General features: G+C 45.5%; 16 protein-coding genes. 10 read left to right on the top strand and 6 right to left on the bottom strand.

The window, feature by feature from the left end:
- The 4 genes from L696_RS0127090 to ytfJ form a co-directional block, all read left to right on the top strand.
- Positions 1-332, top strand: a 332-nt coding sequence (locus tag L696_RS0127090) for a YheC/YheD family protein (RefSeq protein ID WP_245233459.1), incomplete at its 5' end; no start/stop codon positions are given.
- Positions 333-458: 126 nt separating this feature from the next.
- Positions 459-743, top strand: a complete 285-nt coding sequence (locus L696_RS0127085) for a YetF domain-containing protein (RefSeq protein ID WP_155985488.1) — start codon at positions 459-461, stop codon at positions 741-743.
- Positions 744-909: 166 nt separating this feature from the next.
- On the top strand, positions 910-1,689 hold the full coding sequence (locus L696_RS0127080; protein WP_025686436.1) for an ABC transporter ATP-binding protein: 780 nt from the start codon (positions 910-912) through the stop codon (positions 1,687-1,689).
- 98 nt (positions 1,690-1,787) lie between these two features.
- Positions 1,788-2,192 carry a GerW family sporulation protein gene (gene ytfJ / locus L696_RS0127075; protein WP_025686435.1) on the top strand — a complete coding sequence of 135 codons (405 nt, stop codon included), beginning with the start codon at positions 1,788-1,790 and terminating at the stop codon, positions 2,190-2,192.
- Here ytfJ and ppk1 read toward each other — a convergent pair.
- From ppk1 to L696_RS0127060, 3 genes are all read right to left on the bottom strand, one after another.
- Positions 2,186-4,324, bottom strand: a complete 2,139-nt coding sequence (gene ppk1 / locus L696_RS0127070) for a polyphosphate kinase 1 (RefSeq protein ID WP_049827538.1) — start codon at positions 4,322-4,324, stop codon at positions 2,186-2,188. The genes ytfJ and ppk1 overlap by 7 nt on opposite strands.
- A gap of 194 nt (positions 4,325-4,518) precedes the next feature.
- A complete protein-coding gene (locus L696_RS0127065; protein WP_025686433.1) occupies positions 4,519-4,911 on the bottom strand; it encodes a hypothetical protein in 393 nt (130 codons plus the stop codon).
- Between the two features lie 91 nt (positions 4,912-5,002).
- Positions 5,003-5,218 carry a hypothetical protein gene (locus L696_RS0127060; RefSeq protein WP_025686432.1) on the bottom strand — a complete coding sequence of 72 codons (216 nt, stop codon included), beginning with the start codon at positions 5,216-5,218 and terminating at the stop codon, positions 5,003-5,005.
- Positions 5,219-5,371: 153 nt separating this feature from the next.
- Between L696_RS0127060 and L696_RS0127055 the strand changes: the two genes are divergently transcribed.
- Genes L696_RS0127055 through L696_RS0127045 form a run of 3 tightly spaced genes read left to right on the top strand, consistent with a single transcriptional unit; the run spans position 5,372 to position 10,587 of the window.
- Positions 5,372-10,048: a cation-translocating P-type ATPase gene (locus tag L696_RS0127055; RefSeq protein WP_025686431.1), complete on the top strand. Its 4,677-nt coding sequence runs from the start codon at positions 5,372-5,374 to the stop codon at positions 10,046-10,048.
- 37 nt (positions 10,049-10,085) lie between these two features.
- A complete protein-coding gene (locus tag L696_RS0127050; protein WP_025686430.1) occupies positions 10,086-10,349 on the top strand; it encodes a hypothetical protein in 264 nt (87 codons plus the stop codon).
- 13 nt (positions 10,350-10,362) lie between these two features.
- Positions 10,363-10,587 carry a hypothetical protein gene (locus tag L696_RS0127045; protein ID WP_025686429.1) on the top strand — a complete coding sequence of 75 codons (225 nt, stop codon included), beginning with the start codon at positions 10,363-10,365 and terminating at the stop codon, positions 10,585-10,587.
- A 78-nt stretch (positions 10,588-10,665) separates the two neighbouring features.
- On the opposite strand, the gene L696_RS0127040 is transcribed toward L696_RS0127045, so the two are convergent.
- On the bottom strand, positions 10,666-11,589 hold the full coding sequence (locus tag L696_RS0127040; protein ID WP_025686428.1) for an AEC family transporter: 924 nt from the start codon (positions 11,587-11,589) through the stop codon (positions 10,666-10,668).
- Positions 11,590-11,807: 218 nt separating this feature from the next.
- Complete coding sequence (gene trhO, locus L696_RS0127035; protein ID WP_025686427.1) at positions 11,808-12,701, bottom strand: oxygen-dependent tRNA uridine(34) hydroxylase TrhO; 894 nt, start codon at positions 12,699-12,701, stop codon at positions 11,808-11,810.
- Positions 12,702-12,922: 221 nt separating this feature from the next.
- Between trhO and L696_RS0127030 the strand changes: the two genes are divergently transcribed.
- The 3 genes from L696_RS0127030 to L696_RS0127020 all read left to right on the top strand — a co-directional run bounded on the left by L696_RS0127030 (position 12,923) and on the right by L696_RS0127020 (position 17,866).
- Positions 12,923-14,212 (top strand): glycoside hydrolase family 27 protein, encoded by a 1,290-nt coding sequence (locus tag L696_RS0127030; RefSeq protein ID WP_025686426.1) that lies wholly within the window; start codon positions 12,923-12,925, stop codon positions 14,210-14,212.
- A 409-nt stretch (positions 14,213-14,621) separates the two neighbouring features.
- A complete protein-coding gene (locus L696_RS0127025; protein ID WP_025686425.1) occupies positions 14,622-15,665 on the top strand; it encodes a carbohydrate kinase family protein in 1,044 nt (347 codons plus the stop codon).
- A gap of 494 nt (positions 15,666-16,159) precedes the next feature.
- Positions 16,160-17,866, top strand: coding sequence for a proline--tRNA ligase (locus L696_RS0127020; protein WP_025686424.1), 1,707 nt, complete (start codon positions 16,160-16,162; stop codon positions 17,864-17,866).
- Positions 17,867-17,975: 109 nt separating this feature from the next.
- Here the strand turns inward: L696_RS0127020 and L696_RS0127015 are convergent, their stop codons facing one another.
- The gene (locus tag L696_RS0127015) at positions 17,976-18,740 is read right to left on the bottom strand and encodes a spermidine synthase (protein ID WP_081750804.1); all 765 of its coding nucleotides are present in this window, start codon (positions 18,738-18,740) and stop codon (positions 17,976-17,978) included.
- Positions 18,741-18,797 lie beyond the last annotated feature (57 nt).

The raw sequence follows: 18,797 nt of genomic DNA, 5'->3' as shown, positions 1-18,797 counted from the left end.
AAAAGCCGCTGGCACTGGAGCAACTGCTGGCATCCCATTTAACCAAAAGCAAGCAGGCTGAACTGGTAAAAAAATTGAATGAACTGGGCATCACCATTGCGACACATCTACAAAAAACATATCCAAATTTCCGGCAAATTGGAGTGGACATCGGGCTGGATCGCGGCTTTACCCCGTGGATTATTGAGGTGAATACGAAGCCAGACCCGTATATTTTTAACCAATTAAATGATAAGTCTATGTATCGGAAAGTGTTAAGTTATTGGCGACTTGCCAATGAAAAGAAGAAAATCACAGTCCCGGTCAAAGATAAAATCAAAGATAAAGAATGAATTTCTTAAATAACATAAAGCCAGACTATTTGTAGAAACCAAAGGATGAATGTTCCATGAATTCATCCTTTTTATATACCAGATTTTGTTTCGATGTAATGAAAAAAGTGGAATTGGAAAAGCTAGATGAAAACAATGTTACCAACACCGGATAGTATGCCTGTAACCCGAAAAGATTTGCATGTGAACACTCCTTCCAAGCAGACTTTTCCCATAGAATTAATCATGGACGGGAACATCATTCATGCCAATTTGAAGCAGAATGACATCACAAAAGAGTGGCTACTTTCGCAGATGAAAAAGAAGGGATTCTCTATTGAAAATATCAATTATGCCGTAATCAGTTCTGATGGAAATGTATATTTTGATGAATATAAGGATAGAATCGAACATCCTATTGATAAAGAATAATTGGTTGATTTTAGTTAGTATGAAGAATTCTATACGATGGATTTGAATTGAACAACTTGTAACCCTGTGCTATCCTTATATTAAAGAGAAGATAAACGTAGTAAAGATGATTTTCTCTGTATTCATAAACATCTGATGATATGATGATTAGAAAGGGTGTACAGCCATGACCTCTGTCATTGAACTGAACAATGTAAGCTGGAAAAGAGATAACCGTACGATACTGGATCAAATCAACTGGCAAGTAGCCGAAGGTGAGCATTGGGCTGTACTCGGATTGAATGGGTCAGGTAAAACAACGATGCTTAACATGATTAATGGTTACATATGGCCAACTACAGGCAGTGTCAGTGTGCTGGGTCACACCTTCGGGGATGTGGATCTGAGAGAGCTGCGCAAATCCATCGGTTGGGTCAGTTCCTCTTTGCAGGAAAGAATCAATGGTAGCCAGCGCACGCAGGATGTCGTCATTAGTGGCAAATTTGCTTCTATTGGGCTTTACGATCAGACGACGGATACGGATTATGAACAGGCAGTTCACCTCATGACCCAATTAGGCTGCGCTCACCTCGTGGATCGTCTGTATCAGGGCTGCTCACAGGGAGAGAAGCAAAAGGTACTTATCGCCCGCGCATTAATGGCCTCGCCCAAGTTGCTGATTTTGGACGAGGCGTGTAACGGACTGGACTTCTTTTCCCGGGAAGCTTTACTAACCAGCATCCGTCAATTGTCCGAGTCGCCTGGTGCGCCGAATTTGCTGTATGTCACGCATCACATAGAAGAAATTCTACCCATGTACACGCATACCATTCTGATTCGCCGGGGTACCGTTTTTGCCAAAGGCAAAACGACAGATATTCTGAGCAGCGAAACCCTTAGCGATTTTTTTGAAACAACAGTGGAGGTGGAGTGGAGACAGGACCGGGCATGGCTCTCTATGGTTTAGAGAGTTCCAAATTTCTGCTGACTGTACCGAACGCGGTTTATTCTTGTTTAATCCTGACTACAATGACATAAGAAAACAGTTGTAGCGAGGTGAATTGAATGACAGAGTCCCCATTACAATCTTTTGTCAAAACGGCGATGGATCATTTAAAGGGCATGGTAGACGTTAATACGATTATTGGAGAACCGATTGCCGCGTCTGACGGCACCACTATCATACCTGTTTGCAAAGTAAGCTATGGTTTTGCGGCAGGTGGAAGCGATTTGGACAGGCACAATCAGGAATCCGCAAGGGTGATGCCGTCATTCGGCGGAGGTATGGGCGGAGGTGTGTCCGTAACACCTCTCGCAATTTTAATTATCGGCAAAATGGGCATTCAAACGATCTACCTGGATAACTCTCCTACTGTATACGACAAGATTCTGGATATGGCGCCACATCTTTTGGATAAATTGCACAATCTTATGAAGCAATACCAAACAGGAGATGATAACAGTCAGTGAATCAGGTCTGACCCGTTTGTGTTTGCAGAGGGTACCAACGGGATTATAAAGTCGTTTTGAACAGGAAAGGAGCTGTTTTTCCTGACTACAAGATTTTTGGCCTCTATCTGGCTACAGCAGGGGGGCTGTTCATTGTGCGCCATGACATATCGTCCATCGGGAAGCAGCAGTCGGGCTTTAATATTATCACTTAGCAGCAGCAATAAATATTGGATGACAATAGATTGATGTTCTTCATTCAATAGCGGACACATCAATTCAATCCGCTTGTCCATATTTCTGGTCATCCAGTCCGCACTGGATAGCCACAATTGGGGCGTGCCGGCATTCTCAAAATAAAAAATTCGGGAATGTTCCAAAAATCGGCCGACAATGCTGCGAACGGTAATATTGTCGCTCAGTCCGGGAATTCCTGGACGCAAGCAGCAGATGCCGCGAACGATCAGATCAATTCGGACGCCTGCCTGGGATGCAGCGTATAGTTCGTCGACCAACTGTTTATTCGATAGTGAGTTCATTTTGGCTATAATCCTTGCAGGTTTACCGATTAAGGCATTTTCCACTTCGCGCTGAATGCAGCCCAACAACCGTTGTTTCAAATGCGCCGGAGCTACGCTGAGGTAATGCCACTGGCTCGGGGCGGAAAATCCTGTAATCTTGTTGAATAAATTGGAGACATCTTCGCCGATCTCCGGATAGGAAGAGAACAGTCCGATATCTGTAAATATTTGCGCCGACACTTCATTGTAATTTCCGGTGGCGACATGAATGTAGCGTCTAAGAGAATCCGCTTCCTTACGTACAACCAAAATCATTTTGGAATGAATTTTCAACCCGGACAGGCCGTAGACGACATGGCATCCTGATTTTTCCAATTCTTTTGCCCATTCGATATTTCGGGCTTCATCGAACCGTGCTTTCAATTCGACGACTACAGTGACCTGCTTTCCTGCTTCGGCAGCTTGATTCAAAGATCGGATAATCCGTGAATTGCCGTTTACGCGATACAAGGTCATTTTGATAGCCATGACGGATGAATCGGCAGCAGCATGTTCGACAAAATCGTTAACAACGTCAAATGATTCATACGGATGAAATAAGAGAACATCTCTTTTTCGCAGCACTGAAAAAAAATCGTCCGTTTTCGTGAACTCCCACGGATATAGAGGATCAAATCTCGAATGCTTGAGATGCTCATATCCCTCGACCGAATTGGCGAATGACATGAAGTAGCTCAAGTCAATAGGTCCATCATTCGTAATTAAAAACCGGCTTTCTATTTCCAGTTCTTTTTCTAGCAATTCCAGTGCAAATGGATCAAACCCCTTTTCTATTTCCAAACGAACCGGAGTACCCCATTTTCTTGCGCGCAATACTTTTTCCACTTCATCAAGGATATCTTCGGCTTCTTCCTCGTTTAAATCAAGGTCTGCATTTCGAGTTAAACGGAATGTATGGAAAGTTGCAGGCGTATACGTAGTAAACAAAGTGTGTATATGCTGCTTAATCAAATCCTCGAGCAAAATAAACTGCCAATGATCATGATCCGATAGAGACGGAACTTTAATATAACGAGGCAGATTGGACGGAATTTCAACCAAGGCAATATAAACCTCCTTGCCTGATGCATCCGAAGGCGGCTTTAAACCGACGGCCAAATATACACTTTTCGAACGAATCAGAGGAAAAGGACGGCTTTTATCGATAGCTAGAGGAGTTAGCACGGGAAATACCTTTTCAAGATAATAGGTTTCCATTTCTTTCTTCTGCGCAGGATTAAGCTCGCCAAAATCAGTAAAAACAAGGCCTTCTTCCTTTAGCAGTCGAAGAATCCGCGCATGGGTTGCATACTGATCGGCTACTAATTGCTCAATCATGATGATTACTTTATCTTGTAACTGTTGCGGAGTAAAGCCCGTGAAATCGACCTCTTGATTGCCTGCTCTAATTTTATCCATAAGTCCTGCAACCCTGACGCTGACAAACTCATCCAGATTGGTGGAAACAATCGATAAGAACTTTGTTCGCTCCAACAGAGGAGTACTTTCGTCTTGCGCTTCCTCAAGAACACGTCTGTTAAATTGAAGCCAGCTTATTTCACGATTAATATAGTTCACGGAGCACGCCTCCATCTGTCTATTCTTTTTTTCTAAATAATAAATACCGTATTTTTTGAAACAATTGCCATGTGGCACTGAGGCGAATCGTAATCGTGTCGGGAATATTCTCATGTTCGTTTTTAGTCATGATTGTCAGGTTCCTCTCGTTATTAAAATGGGGAAAACTCGCTAAACGAAGTTAGCGAGTTATATGGATATTTTGTTATTTATTCGTGAGATGCTGTCGTCTGCATTGCATCCACGACCGGGCTAGTTATGGACTCGGTTACTTTCGATGCGTACTGTGTCATGTTGCTGACCAAACGGTTGTTAAGAAGCATATTGCCTGCTTGCATTCCAACTGTTTGGCCCACACTGTTCCCTAACAACCCACCAACAACGGAACCAAGGACTGTCCCTACTCCTGGCAGCAACGAAGTTCCAAGGATAGCCCCATACTCAATACCGGCCATGACGCCGAGTGCTCCTGTCAGATTCCCCGACGTATGAACCATATAATCTTTGTTATCCATTTGTCCTTTCGTCAAGCTAATGGTATTCTGCAGTTGGGTTATACCTCCGGAGATAAGACCTCCCCATAATGAACCGCCTTGAAGCATGCTGATCTCTCCTTTGTTTGAATTTTTTTATTACTCCGGGATAGTAGTTCCCCATTATGCGTTTTTTTAACTATTGAACATTTTCCAACTGTTACGGAAGCAAAAGCTGTTGTGTATTTTTTTCTTCATTTTTTATTGCTTCTGTGGATTGTTGCTCTCTAGTGCCGTCTTTGACTTGATCCGCGAGCTCAAGCACAATTCCTGCTCCTTTAACGGCAAGTTTGCGTGCGGCTTTTCGGGCTTCGGGGGACACAGCAAGTGCTATGGCCGCAGCAGCGAAAATAATACCAAGCGGTGATTTGACCACAATACCCTCTCCTTAAAAAGTTGTTAATAAAATAATTCCATTATATGAAATTTTTATACTGGTTTACATTCAGAAAATAAAATGAATATTTTGCTAACTATTGTTAATCATAAGTGAAGTTGATTTTTTGATTATGGAAAAGGGAGGTTAGATATGGTATCGCTGCGAAACAAAAACAGGTTTCTTCATGTTCTACCTGGAAGGATACGGATGGAAATTTACGGCTTGCAGGGAAGCAAAGCTGCCGCAGAGCTTTTAGCCAAAAGTCTGTCCGCTTGTAGTGGAATTTACAGAGCGAAACCCTGTACAGTGACGGGCAGAGTGCTGCTCCTTTACGATGTACAGCTTGTTTCTGAGCAGCACATTTTCCATATACTCCGCGAAATAGAAGATCGGATCTGTTCGGCCAATCTAACAGCCCGCCCGGATATCCACAACGAGGTTTCCGAGTCGAAGGAAGCGAAGCGAGAAGCTGCCGCTGCTCAGGCTGAATTGGATATTCCTTGTGATCTGCCGACTATCTCTACGATGCCTAAGGCCAATACGGGCGAGCCAAGGGGAAAAGTCCCGATTCCGTTGGCTATTTCCATGGGCGGTTTAGCCGTGCTGGGAATCAAGCAGGTCTTTTTCGGACGTTCAGCCCTGGCAAGAAGTCCGGCGCCGTTCTATTTATCTGCGCTCGTATCTGTCGTAACCGGCTACCCTTTTCTCAAACGAGGAATTCAGACCTATTCGGACAAGAGAAAAATAAACTCGGATCTCATTTTAGGTACAAGCGCTCTCGCTCTTGCGCTTATGCGCGAAAATCTTGTAGTGCTTGCCGGACTCAGCATTTTGCAATATGTCAACTGGAAGCGAAGTCGTTCTGTATTAAATGGACAGCAAGAGGCTTCCTTGTCACCGGAAATTCAAGCATATAGCGATAAAGCAGGTAAATTAGGTTTAATTGCAGCCGGAATGACTTGGGCTGTTACTCGGAATCCGTTTCGTGCAATTGCCGTGCTTCTGGCAGCAAATCCGCGGGTAATTACTGTACCTGCCCAGTATGCCTGGAAACAGGCCGAGCTCGTTTCAGGAGAAAGAAAATACGTAGTTCCGGAAAAAGGCTCTTTATCTCAACTCGCTCGAACGAAAACGATTTTATTCGAAGATTCGTCACTCCTGTTTAATCGTCCAGAGATTGAAGAAATTCAATGCATGGCGGAGAAGGAGCAAGATACGGATAAAGTGATATGTTTGGCGGCTTCATTAATGGAAAAAACAGAACATTCATGGAAAGAAGAGGTGTTCAGCCAGGCGAAACGAACTTGCCGGACGATCCGCACTGCTTTTCATGTGGAAGAAGAGGCGGAGGGGATAAAAGGAAAAGTCAATGATAGACAGATTATCATTGGCAGCTACAAATATATGGAGGATCACGGTATTGATTGCAGTTCCTACAAGCTTAAATCAAAGAGGCTTGCAAGAAATGAATACGATGTCCTTTTGGTTGGAAGCCAGGGGAATGGCAAAGGCGAATGTCTTGGGTTAATTGCCAGACATCGGGAATCAACGGTCAACGAGTACGGCTCTGCTGCGTTTTCATTCAGCGAAAAAGGCTGGAGGCTTGGACTGTTGCATAACAGCCTGCATATCAGTACTGACGAGCTTTCGCAATACGGCATGGATACAAGCTGGTCATCTTTTGAACAAGGCGAAGTGATTGAACGGATCGCTGTGCTGAAGCAGCATGGCGAAGAGGTTTTATTTGTCTCAGGTCTGGAACAAAATCCGCTCAATGAGTTCTATAAAGAAGCCGGAATCCAGACGATTTCCATTCATGAGCTGCGGCCTATTCAGGAAAGCGCTTTGTACGCCGAGAAAACAGAGCAGATCGTAAACGAGCATGCTTTAATTGCTAAAAAATGGAACATTCTTGGCTCTGCTTTTGCTACATTAGGCATGATCAGTGCCCCAGTGGTCAATTTGATCGGTGATGCTTTATCGCTTGTGTTTATGTCCAGAACGAAAAACAGGAGTGAAGCCTTGCCAGCTCCACCGGAAATGGCGTATGAGCACGAGGCTGCGGTCGCTTCCGAAGCTTTTGCCTGGCATCAACTGCCTAACGAACAGATTTTCACGAAGTTTCAAACAAACCTGCAAAACGGGTTGACGTCTGATCAGGTTCTTTCTATGAGAACCCAATATGGCTCAAATCAGCTTGAAAGTAAAAAACCTACTCCTTGGCTCATTGCATATTTGGGCCAATTCAAGGAATTCACAACTCTGATCCTCCTTGGCACAAGTGCACTCGCTTTTCTCACGGGGGGACTATTTGATGGACTTGCAATGGGGGCAATCCTGCTCGCGAATGCCGCAATTGGTACGATTCAGGAACGCAAAGCGGAAAAAGTTGTGGACAAGCTGAATCAATTTCAACCCCCGGCATGTAAAGTCATCAGACAAGGCCAGCACGTAGAGCTAAACGCTGTGGAATTGGTGCCTGGAGATATCGTTTCCCTGGAAGCAGGGGAACGCGTTCCGGCCGATATCCGATTGATCAGCTCATGGAACATACGAGTCAACGAGTCGACCCTGACGGGGGAATCTCTTCCTGTCGAAAAGAATGAGTCCCCTTTGCCAGAGGATTGTGCTTTATCTGAGAGAAAGAACATGCTCTTCATGGGAACCGACGTATGCGGAGGCAAGGGAACTGGTATTGTTGTACAAACCGGGATGAATACCGAGATGGGGCATTTAATGTCGCTTTTAAAGCAGGATGAAAAAGAAGTAACCCCTTTACAGGAAAAAGTCACGTCAATTAGCAAAAAATTTGTGAAAGGCGCTCTCATCGTGGGAGGAATCGTATTCGCAATTGGTATGCTCCGTGGCATCCCTTTTCCACAAATGATTTCGACTTCGATCACACTGGCGGCTTCTGCCATCCCTGAAGGGCTTCCGGTTACCATCACTATTGCCCTCAGCGCAGGTATCTTCCGTATGGCGAAGAAAAACGCGCTGATCCGAAAGCTTTCCTCATTGGAAACATTAGGAAGGACTACGGTTATTTGCACGGACAAGACAGGCACGTTAACCAAAAATGAAATGACGGTAAAAGCGCTCTCTACCGCGGATCGCGCGTGGACTGTAACAGGCGATGGTTACGAACCGACGGGAGTATTGGAGGAGCTTGCTCCAGAGGCTGCTGCTGCAGCGGCAGGGCTCAAAAATGCAGGAAGTTACGAAAACCCTTCAGAAGATCCTGATTTGACTCGCTTGCTGCAAATCTGCTTGCTATGCAATAACAGCAAGCTTGAGCAGCAGGAAGGACAGTGGATGACCAAAGGGGATCCGACTGAGGGCGCGCTTTTGACCCTTGCAGCCAAAAACGGACTGTGGCTTAACGATATGACCCATTGGCATCGCGGGCATGAAATTCCATTTGATTCTAAAACCGCGAAAATGAGCGTGGTTTGCAAGGATGTTCAGGCGGAACAGGAATGCTATCTCTTTTCCAAAGGAGCCGTTGAGACGATTCTCCGCCATTGCAATCGATATCAAAAAAACGGGGAAATATTGCCTCTATCCGAAGAACAGAAGCAGCACATTATGCAGCAAAATGAAAGGTCTTCAGCCGCAGCGTTGCGTGTGCTTGCTTTCGCGTATCGACCTTTGGATGGGAGCGTCGACAACGAGTCCATTGATGACGAGCATGAATTAATTTATGTCGGCATGACCGGTATGATGGACCCTCCCAAACCTGAAGTAGAACAAAATATTCAGGAAGCTTTTGCACTCGGCTTAAAACCTGTGATGATCACAGGCGATCCCCCGATTACCGCCATTGCCATCGCGAAGCAGCTCGGAATTAACAGTGATGCGCAGAGTGTTGTAACTGGGCATGAGCTTGACCGTTTATCGGATGAAGAGTTGAGCCAGATTGTGGAGCAAGTATCCATATTTGCCAGAGTCACGCCTGAGCACAAGCTCCGGATTGTAACAGCGCTGCAAAAAAGCGGACAAATCGTTGCCATGACTGGCGATGGCGTCAACGATACACCTGCTATCAAACAAGCCAACGTTGGTATCGCAATGGGAAGAACAGGAACGGAGGTAACGAAGGAAACTGCGGATATGGTGCTAACGGAGGACCATTTCGGCACGATTATAGAGGGGGTCAAAGAAGGCCGAACCATTATTGGAAATATTCGTAAGGCACTTGGCTGTTTATTAACTGGAAATCTGGCTGAGATCATCGTCACGAGCGTTGCCGTGATGGTTGGATTGCCGATCCCTCTGGTTCCTATTCAAATTCTGCTGATGAATTTGTTGACCGATGCTTTGCCAGCAATGGTTCTTGCTGTAAATCCGGGCCAGAAAACGAAGCAGCAGAAACGAACGGATTTCATCGATAAAGACCTGTACCAAAAAGTGATTACCAGAGGGGTTCTGCTGGGATTGGGATCGCTCGGCTTATTTGCCGCAAGCCTTGCAGTCGGTGCGCCCGTGCCTGTGGCTCAAAGCGTTGCTTTTGCAACATTGGTCGCGGGGCAATTAATACAAACCTTTTCGTGGCGGCAGGAAGGCTCTGAAGAAACAGTACGCGATTGGACAAGAGATCGCTTTTTGATCGGGGCCCTTTGCGTTTCCTGGCTGGCTCTACTAGGAGCCATATATATCCCGCCATTGGCCGGGTTTTTCCATACCGCCCGTCTGCCGCTCCAATATTGGGCTCCCATCCTTGGCGTAGCCGGCTCGGTATCTCTTTTGTCCAAACCGATTTTGGCTCTGATTTCAAAAAAGCAAGCAATCAGGGCTATTCCTGCAAACGACACCTACGCTGCGGCTTAAACGGCCGCAGTAATGCTCAATTACAAGGAGGATTACGATGCTGCAAAATAACTTTGACAAAATTGTAATCGGCACTGCGCTCGCCTTTGCCGCTTCTGCTTTGCTTCCTATTGCTAAAACTACTTTCCGCCCTCTTGCCGAAGCTGGTATGCAAGGCGGAGCCAACTTGATCAATCGGAGCAAATCTTACATTGAATTAGCCCGGCAAGAAGTGGAAGATATCGTTGCCGAAGCCCAATTTGAAAGAATGAAAAAGCAGCTTGACCAAGAAATTGCATTGCTTGACGATACCGAAAAGTGAGGAGTACGGATAGATGAGCGAACAAAATATAGATAATCATTTACGTGAAGCTTTAACGCACCTGGAATCGGCCTTAAACCAAAGCGTAAGATGTGTGCTTGAAAACGATAGCGCGAAAAAAGAAATAGGCTTAAAGTGGGAACGATTTCTTGGAGAATTTATGGGACAAATCCGGGAAAAGGGAAAAAAATCAAGATTAAATCTGCTGGGCTGGATCAGTTTTCCAAGAATACGCTAATAGAGTGTATGCAGCCTCATTCAACAGCAGGCTGCATACTGGATTCTCTACAGCATAGAGAGTCTTTTTTTCTAGCTATCATGCTACGATCATAATGAGAATAGGCAAAATCAGGAATGAGGCTAACGTGCTCCACAGGATACAGGTGGACACGAGTTTGGGCGATGCATTGAATTTTTGTGCTAAGATGACGGCATTCACGGCAACCGGCATGGAGGCCAGAATAAAGAGAACGGAGAATAAAAGGTCAGATATCCCCAGTATCAGCATGGCAAGGCAGGCTGCAAACGGAGAGAGCAGAAGCCGGATGATGAGTCCTGCATAGCTGGCTTTTTTAATAGACGGCTCCAGCTTGGAGATTTTTACATAAGCCATCTGGGTGCCAAGGATCGCCAGCACGACCGGAGAATAGGCTGCAGCTATCATCGAGACGCCCGATTGAATCCCGGAGGGCAGATGCCAATCCAGCAGCCGAAGCCCCAGGGCAAGTAGGGCCGCATAGATCGCAGGCAGTGAGAATACCGACTTGACGGCGCTTTGAACAGAAAATTCAGAGCGGGCTGCAAAGTAAACTCCAAGGGTATTGACCAGGATCATCTGTATGACCACATACACAGAGGCCTTATCCAATCCAAGCTGCCCAAAGGCAAGTAAAATGAGCGGCAACCCATAATTCGCACTATTGGTCAGTGTGGAGATCAGGGTAAGTCCAGCGGTTTCAGGAGCACTCAGCTTTAAGATTTTCCCTGCTAATTGAGCAATTCCCCATAACAGCAGCAGATTCAGGATCGAAAAAGCGGCCGTCTGCGCCACATCATGCCAGGATAGCTGTGCCTTCAGTAGCGTGTCCAGAATCATTGCGGGACTTAAAAAATATAAGTATAAAGTCGAGAGCGGCTTCGTTTCCAGCTTCATGAATTTGCCGAGTAGAAACCCGCCGATTACTGGAATGGACAGCGGAACGATAACGGATAGAAGGGTTGAAAGTACAATTTGAATCATGAAAATCCACCAATCCTTTCTGTAATGACTTTTTCCATTATAAGAGGCAGCTTTCGAGCCCGTCCAAGATGAAAATACGATCAAGGCCATAGGAATACACTATGAAGCTTCCAGCAAATATTTTGTGTACAACAAAAAGGGATGTCCACAGCCATGTTGAAAGGCTAGTAGGAACATCCCTTTTTTACTATGAAACTAATGATCTTACTGAATTATACTTATGCAGAAGCCGCAGTTTCCGCTTTGGTTCGGCAATCGTCAGAGCAATAATGTTGATGCTGCTTTTCGCAGTCCGGACATACGATATGCTGGAGATTGCACACCGGACAGTTGATATAGTGATCGTTCGACGTTTCACAATGGAAGCAATGACCGACAACAACGTCTTCATCCGTATGGTTGATCGGGATTGAGATGCGTTCGTCAAACACATAGCACTTACCATCAAACAGACGCCCCTGTACTTCCGGGTCCTTACTATAGGTCACGATGCCACCATCCAACTGGCCCACATCATCAAAGCCTTCTTTGATCAGAAGGCCGGACAGCTTCTCACAGCGGATACCACCCGTGCAATATGTCAGTATTTTCTTGTCCTTAAACCGACTCATATTGTCGCGAATCCACTGTGGGAATTCACGAAAAGATTCGACTTCCGGACGAATGGCACCACGAAAATGACCGATGTCATATTCATAGTCGTTACGTCCGTCCAGCACCACCACATCTTCACCTTGAAGCTGTTCGTAAAACTCCTTCGGTGACAAACGCTTGCCACTGATTACGTTAGGGTCCAGCTCATCCTCATGGCGCAACGTCACCAGCTCCTGACGATGGCGTACAAATATTTTCTTGAACGCATGACCGTCAGACTCATCTATTTTAATAACGATATCGTGGAATTTCGGATTGGCGCGTAAATCACGGATATATTGCTCGGTTTGCTCTACCGTACCAGACAGTGTGCCATTAATTCCTTCCTGAGCGATCAAAATTCTTCCCTTCACGCCCAATTCCTTGCAGTAAGCCAGATGCTCTGCCGTAAAGGTGGCAGGATCTTCAATATTGACATATTTGTAAAACAACAAAATTCGATAAGCATGCTCGCACACGTAAAATCACCCTCTGATTCAAGTCAAAGTTTTTTAACATACAATTTTAAATGTACCACATTCTTTAAGTTAGTCAACATATTTGTATAAAAAGTGGGAATGGAAAATAAAGGAGCAGGTGACGAACGACAAAAGTAAGTGTTTACATTATAATAGTACCATAGTGACGAGGTGGATTTTGGCAGCAGGATTAGTTGTTTTAGATGAAAGGATGAATCGAAATGAAGCATCATTTGACAGCGCATACACCGCCTATGGGGTGGAATAGCTGGGATTGCTACGGCGCAGCAGTGCGTGAGGAAGAAGTGCGGGGAAATGCGCAGTATATGGCGGAGCACTTGAAGGAATACGGTTGGGAATATATCGTGGTAGATATTCAGTGGTATGAGCCGGGAGCTGTATCTTCACAGTATCGTTCTTTCGTTCCACTGGAAATGGATTCATTTTCGCGCCTTATTCCAGCGGCGAATCGTTTTCCTTCCGCAGCGGACGGGCACGGCTTCCAGGCTCTTGCGGATTATGTACACAGTCTGGGCTTGAAATTCGGTATACATATTATGAGAGGAATTCCGAGACAGGCGGTGCATCAGGATACGTCGATTTTGGGAACCCAGGCAACAGCGAGACAGATTGCGCATCCCAACTCCATTTGTCCCTGGAATACAGATATGTATGGGGTAGATGCTACCAAGGAAGGCGCACAGGAATATTATAATTCGCTGTTTGACCTGTACGCGGAATGGGGTGTCGATTTTGTCAAAGTGGATGACATTGCCGCTTCCCAACTCTATGGTACTCACTTGGCGGAAATTGAATTGATCAGGCAGGCCATCACCCAATGCGGACGTCCGATGGTTTTGAGTCTGTCGCCAGGTCCGGCACCGCTGGAGCATGCATCCGAATTAATCGCCAACGCCAATATGTGGCGCATGACCGACGATTTTTGGGATGTATGGCCTTTGCTGCACGGCATGTTTGAGCGCTGCGAGAAGTGGGCAGAGCACGTGGGCCCGGGTCAATGGCCGGATTGCGACATGCTGCCACTGGGTCATCTGGGTATTCGCTCGGTAGATTCTGTAGATTCCGGTAGCCATGACCGCTGGACACGCTTTACGAAGGATGAACAACTGACGATGATGACCTTGTGGAGTATTTTCCGGTCCCCACTGATGTTTGGGGGAGAACTGCGTGATAACGATGCATGGACACTTTCTCTGCTGACCAATGAAGATGTGCTGGATGCTCACCGCAACGGCTTGGATGCGCAGCAGGTGTACAGAAAGGATGAGCATATCGTCTGGACTTCGCATAACGAGGAGGGTCACATATATGCGGCTTTATTTAATGCTGGAGATGAAGCCTCGCGGGTTTGTGTATTGCTGCAAGACCTTGGCATTGAAGGACAGACAAGTGGCAGAGACTTATGGAACCGTGTGGATCTGGGCACTTTAGAGCAAGAATTGTCCGCAGATTTACCCCCTCATGGAGCCGCTTTATTTATGTTAAAATAGTCATCATGCAATGATTGAATTGATCTTAGATGTTCTAAATGAAATCGCTCTTTTTAAAGTGGACGGTAGAACTTCCATTTTACCACGGGCGATTTTTTTGTTTGGCTACGTGAACATTTTGTTATATTATGATACAAATAAGTGAAAAGATATGTATTGCAAAAACATAGATATTGAAAAATACTATATTATCTCATAACAAGGTTTAAACAAGCTTTTTTTGAATTGTGTTTAGCCTTGTGTATCTTAAGGACTAATTTGATGAACTCGACATTATTCTCAGGAATTTGAGATTGGAAACGTGCTAATTTTATAAAGCGACAATTTATAAAGCTAACAATTTTAATGAAAGTAAATTAATTAAAAATATATCATCCAATGCGAACAGACTCGCGAAAGGAGTCAAGTAATGAGTTTTAAACAGCTCAATAAAAATGGCCAGAACGAGCCTTGGCCTGTTCGAAAACATATATTATGTATCGGGGGGGCCAATATTGACCGTAAAATTAGGATTAAAGGTACATTTCAGCTTCACACCTCCAATCCAAGCAGCACCAGACAGCAATCTTGCGGAGGGGTAGCTCGGAATGTGGCTGAAAATTTGGGACGGCTGAGCCAGTGGGTCAGTCTGCTGACCGCAGTTGGAGATGATGCGGAAGGTGAATTTGTAGTTGAACAGTCCAACCGTTACATCCACGTGGTCCCTCTTCAAGTCAAAGGCGAACCATCTACCGGGGTCTACACCGCTCTGCTGGACGAGCAGGGTGAAATGATTGTAGCAACTGCAGAAATGGAGATTTACGACCAGATCCGTGCCTCAGCTATCCTTGATAATGCTCCTTTGATCACCTCATCCGGATTGGTGCTGCTGGATACCAATTTTTCCGCGAGCGTACTTGCTTCCACAATCCGATTATGCCACGAACATCAAGTTCCGTTGGTTGTTTCTTCTGTATCGGCCTCCAAAATGAGAAAGCTGCCCCGTAATCTGAATGGAGTAGAATGGCTGGTATGTAATGTTGTGGAGGCAGAAGCCTTTTTGGGATTGAAGATAACTGATGATCAGCAGATGCTGGAGGCAGCGCAAGTTTTTCATAAGCTCGGAGTTAAACATGTCGTTCTTACTGGTGGTGTAGACAGTGTCTTATTTGCATCTCAAGGTGGAACTCACGGACAAATTCCCGTGCAGCCTGTTCAAGGGATCGTTGATGTCACGGGCGCAGGGGATGCTTTTATTGCCGGGATGATATATGGAATTATTCAGGGCTATCCTATGGAACAAATTTGCCAATTTGGAATCAGTTGTGCCGTATTAACACTCCAAACCGACCGGACAGTTTCAGACATGCTCACTTCGAATACACTCCGTTCCAAGTTCAACGAGCTGTATGGCAGGTATGCGCAAAACTTTATGGTTTTTAAGGGTGTGTATTTTAAAAAGAAAGATACATAAACCAGTATTTGTTCAGGGTATGTTCGAGGTCCATTCAGAATGGTATAAGGAGCAGGTTGCCTGATGAATAACGTGAGATACGTCGTCGTTTTTTGAGAAGCAATGACGGGGTGTTGACACGTTCGCTGAACCGTTTCATGTCCTGGATGAATTCCAAAAAAGCTCCTTGACCACGGCTTTCGTTTCGTGTAAGATAACAAAAAATTGTAATATACAGGAATAGTGTAGACCAAGGATCAAAGGTTCAACAATCGCCGTACAGAGAAGAAACCCATGGCTGAAAGGTTTCTCCGCCGCGAATGGACGTTTTCCTGCCTTGTGAGCTGTAGCGGAATGTATTTTAAACCGTTACCGGTTAGACGCCGTTATCTGATGAAGGGCCGTTCCATACTATGGATATGGTCAAATTAAGGGTGGTACCACGACGCATTCGTCCCTGACGGATGTGTCTTTTTTGCGTACATTTTATCGTCCATACAAGGAGGCAGCCACACATGCGCCAAAGTCGATTATTACTGACAACATTACGTGAATCGCCCGCAGAAGCCGAAGTGATCAGTCATCAGCTTATGCTGCGTGCAGGGTTGATCCGGCAACTCGCAGCCGGAGTGTATAGCTACATGCCACTTGGAAGACGCGTTCTCCGGAAAGTGGAGCAAATCGTACGGGATGAAATGGATCGTGCAGGGGCTGGGGAGCTGTTAATGCCTGCATTGCAGCCTGCCGAGCTGTGGCAAGAATCAGGGAGATACGATGTGTACGGTCCAGAGCTGATACGTCTTAAAGACCGGCATGGTCGGGAATTCGCTTTGGGTCCTACTCATGAAGAGGTCATTACGTCATTAGTACGGAATGAAGTGAACTCCTATCGAAAATTACCTGTAATGCTATATCAAATTCAAACCAAATTCCGAGATGAACGACGTCCACGATTTGGCTTGCTTCGTAGTAGGGAATTTTTGATGAAGGATGCCTATTCGTTTGATACGAGCTGGGAAGGACTGGATCAAGCCTATTGGACCATGTTCAAGGCCTACCAACGCATTTTTACCCGTTGTGGCCTGAACTTTCGTGCAGTAGAAGCAGATGCGGGTACTATTGGCGGCGAAGGCGGAACCCATGAATTTATGGCGCTGGCTGACATTGGAGAGGATACGATTGCCTCTTGTAATTGCTGTGACTATGCCGCTAATCTTGAAAAAGCCGAGCCACGAAGCATGGAAAAATCAGAAGCATTAACTGCCGCAGATAAAATGGAAAAGTTTCATACTCCAGGTCTGCGCACGATAGATCAACTGGTTAAATCGCTGCAAATACAGCCACAGGATGTGATCAAAACACTGATTTATATGAGTGACGATCAACCCATTGCTGTAGTCGTCAGGGGAGATCATGAGGTCAACGAAGTGAAAGTGAAACATATTTTAGGTAGTGAAAAATTCGAAATAGCAAGTTCAGATGCCGTATCAAAGGCGACTGGAGCCCCCTCGGGGTTCGTAGGCCCATGCGGCTTGACGATCCCTGTGTGGGTGGATTACGCCGTCGTTCAAATGTCCAGCGGCATCGCAGGCGCGAACGAGTTGGAAACCCATTATAGGCATGTGAATCCAAAACGCGATATGGATCTTCGCCATGTGGCGGATTTACGCAACGTCATGGAAGGGGAACCATGTCCTCGCTGTGACAAAGGGAAGTTGAAGTTTCATCGTGGAATTGAGATTGGACAAGTGTTTAAACTGGGCACCAAATACAGCGAGAAGCTGGGCGCGACTTTTCTGGATGCGTCCGGAACAGATCAGGCGGTGATTATGGGCTGCTACGGCATTGGAATTTCCCGAATCCTTTCTGCCATTGTAGAGCAAAATCACGATCAGAACGGAATCATATGGCCCCATGCGCTGGCACCGTTTCAAGTTCATATTATTCCGATCTCTGTTAAAGACAGCTTGCAAATGCAGATGGCCGAGGATTTGTATAACCAGCTACAGGATCATGGTGTGGAAGTGTTGATGGATGATCGGGAGGAACGCCCCGGGGTTAAATTCAAAGATTCGGATTTAGTGGGTATTCCCGTGCGCATCGTCGTTGGTAAAGATGCTGAGCACGGGAAAATAGAGTTAGTGGAGCGAAGAACCAGCAACAAAGAAACCATTCATGTCCAAGATGTAGAGCGACGGATATTGGAACTTATTCAGCAATAATTACTCGGCTTAATAAATTACAAGCCTGCACCCTATATGGTTCTACAATCCAATACGCCCGGACTACAATCGTTTGGGCGTATCTTTACCAACAATTATTGTACAAGCATTACGTATCTGTGTCCTGTAGAATGTGACCTTCTCCAAGGGCAATCTCATTAAAGCCTGCCATATGACGTGCCTGAAATCGGATTGGCTTATCTCGACCTATCATAATAATATTTTGAATGTCGCCAGCGCCTTCCGAGGGGAGGGAGAAGGCTGTGACATAAGCGAATTTCTCACGCAACGTTGTATGAATGGCATTCATCAGATGATCATGCTCACTTTTGCCCATTACATTCATAATCATGGAGCCTTCGGAATCCAGCTTTTCTTTGGCCATCCTGAAAAATTCCCGGGATATTAAATGCGGCGGCGTTCCCTGATCTGTGAAGGCGTCCAAAATAATATAATCATATGCATCCGGTGCTTCCTTCTCTAACATGCGGCGTCCATCACCAACAGTCACATTGTCCTTATCGTATCCAAAGAATGTTCGGCTGAATTCCACGACTTGTGCATCCAGCTCTGCAATCTTGAAGCGTTTATCTGTAAAATGACCCGCAATCGTACCTATACCATGCCCAATCACAAACACGTCTTCAAATGACGGATCGTTCAGCTCCATCAGATGGATGATAGCTCTCGGATATTCGAACAGAATGCGTTGCGGATGATTCAAATCCACCGCGCCTTGTACGGCTGCATTTGAAAACTGCATCACCCGGAATAATCCCTTTTCACCATACAGCTCTGTGGTGTCGTATATCGTTATTTCATGATTATTGCTCAGCTTTTTGTATAGTACATCCAAGTGATCTATCTCCTTCAAGTCATACTCCACCATCATATTAGACATTTATGAGCCTGTTGTCCATATATTAAGCGG

It is taken from the genome of Paenibacillus maysiensis (assembly GCF_000520815.1).
In the GTDB taxonomy this organism is placed as follows: Bacteria; Bacillota; Bacilli; order Paenibacillales; family Paenibacillaceae; genus Paenibacillus; species Paenibacillus maysiensis.
This window is presented reverse-complemented; position numbering and strand designations above follow the sequence as displayed.

Bases quoted from the DNA above. Each gene is read 5' to 3' on its own strand.
- L696_RS0127085 (WP_155985488.1), top strand. From the start codon at position 459: ATGAAAACAATGTTACCAACACCGGATAGTATGCCTGTAACCCGAAAA.
- L696_RS0127080 (WP_025686436.1), top strand. From the start codon at position 910: ATGACCTCTGTCATTGAACTGAACAATGTAAGCTGGAAAAGAGATAAC.
- ytfJ (WP_025686435.1), top strand. From the start codon at position 1,788: ATGACAGAGTCCCCATTACAATCTTTTGTCAAAACGGCGATGGATCAT.
- ppk1 (WP_049827538.1), bottom strand. From the start codon at position 4,324: ATGGAGGCGTGCTCCGTGAACTATATTAATCGTGAAATAAGCTGGCTT.
- L696_RS0127065 (WP_025686433.1), bottom strand. From the start codon at position 4,911: ATGCTTCAAGGCGGTTCATTATGGGGAGGTCTTATCTCCGGAGGTATA.
- L696_RS0127055 (WP_025686431.1), top strand. From the start codon at position 5,372: ATGGTATCGCTGCGAAACAAAAACAGGTTTCTTCATGTTCTACCTGGA.
- L696_RS0127050 (WP_025686430.1), top strand. From the start codon at position 10,086: ATGCTGCAAAATAACTTTGACAAAATTGTAATCGGCACTGCGCTCGCC.
- L696_RS0127045 (WP_025686429.1), top strand. From the start codon at position 10,363: ATGAGCGAACAAAATATAGATAATCATTTACGTGAAGCTTTAACGCAC.
- L696_RS0127040 (WP_025686428.1), bottom strand. From the start codon at position 11,589: ATGATTCAAATTGTACTTTCAACCCTTCTATCCGTTATCGTTCCGCTG.
- L696_RS0127030 (WP_025686426.1), top strand. From the start codon at position 12,923: ATGAAGCATCATTTGACAGCGCATACACCGCCTATGGGGTGGAATAGC.
- L696_RS0127025 (WP_025686425.1), top strand. From the start codon at position 14,622: ATGAGTTTTAAACAGCTCAATAAAAATGGCCAGAACGAGCCTTGGCCT.
- L696_RS0127020 (WP_025686424.1), top strand. From the start codon at position 16,160: ATGCGCCAAAGTCGATTATTACTGACAACATTACGTGAATCGCCCGCA.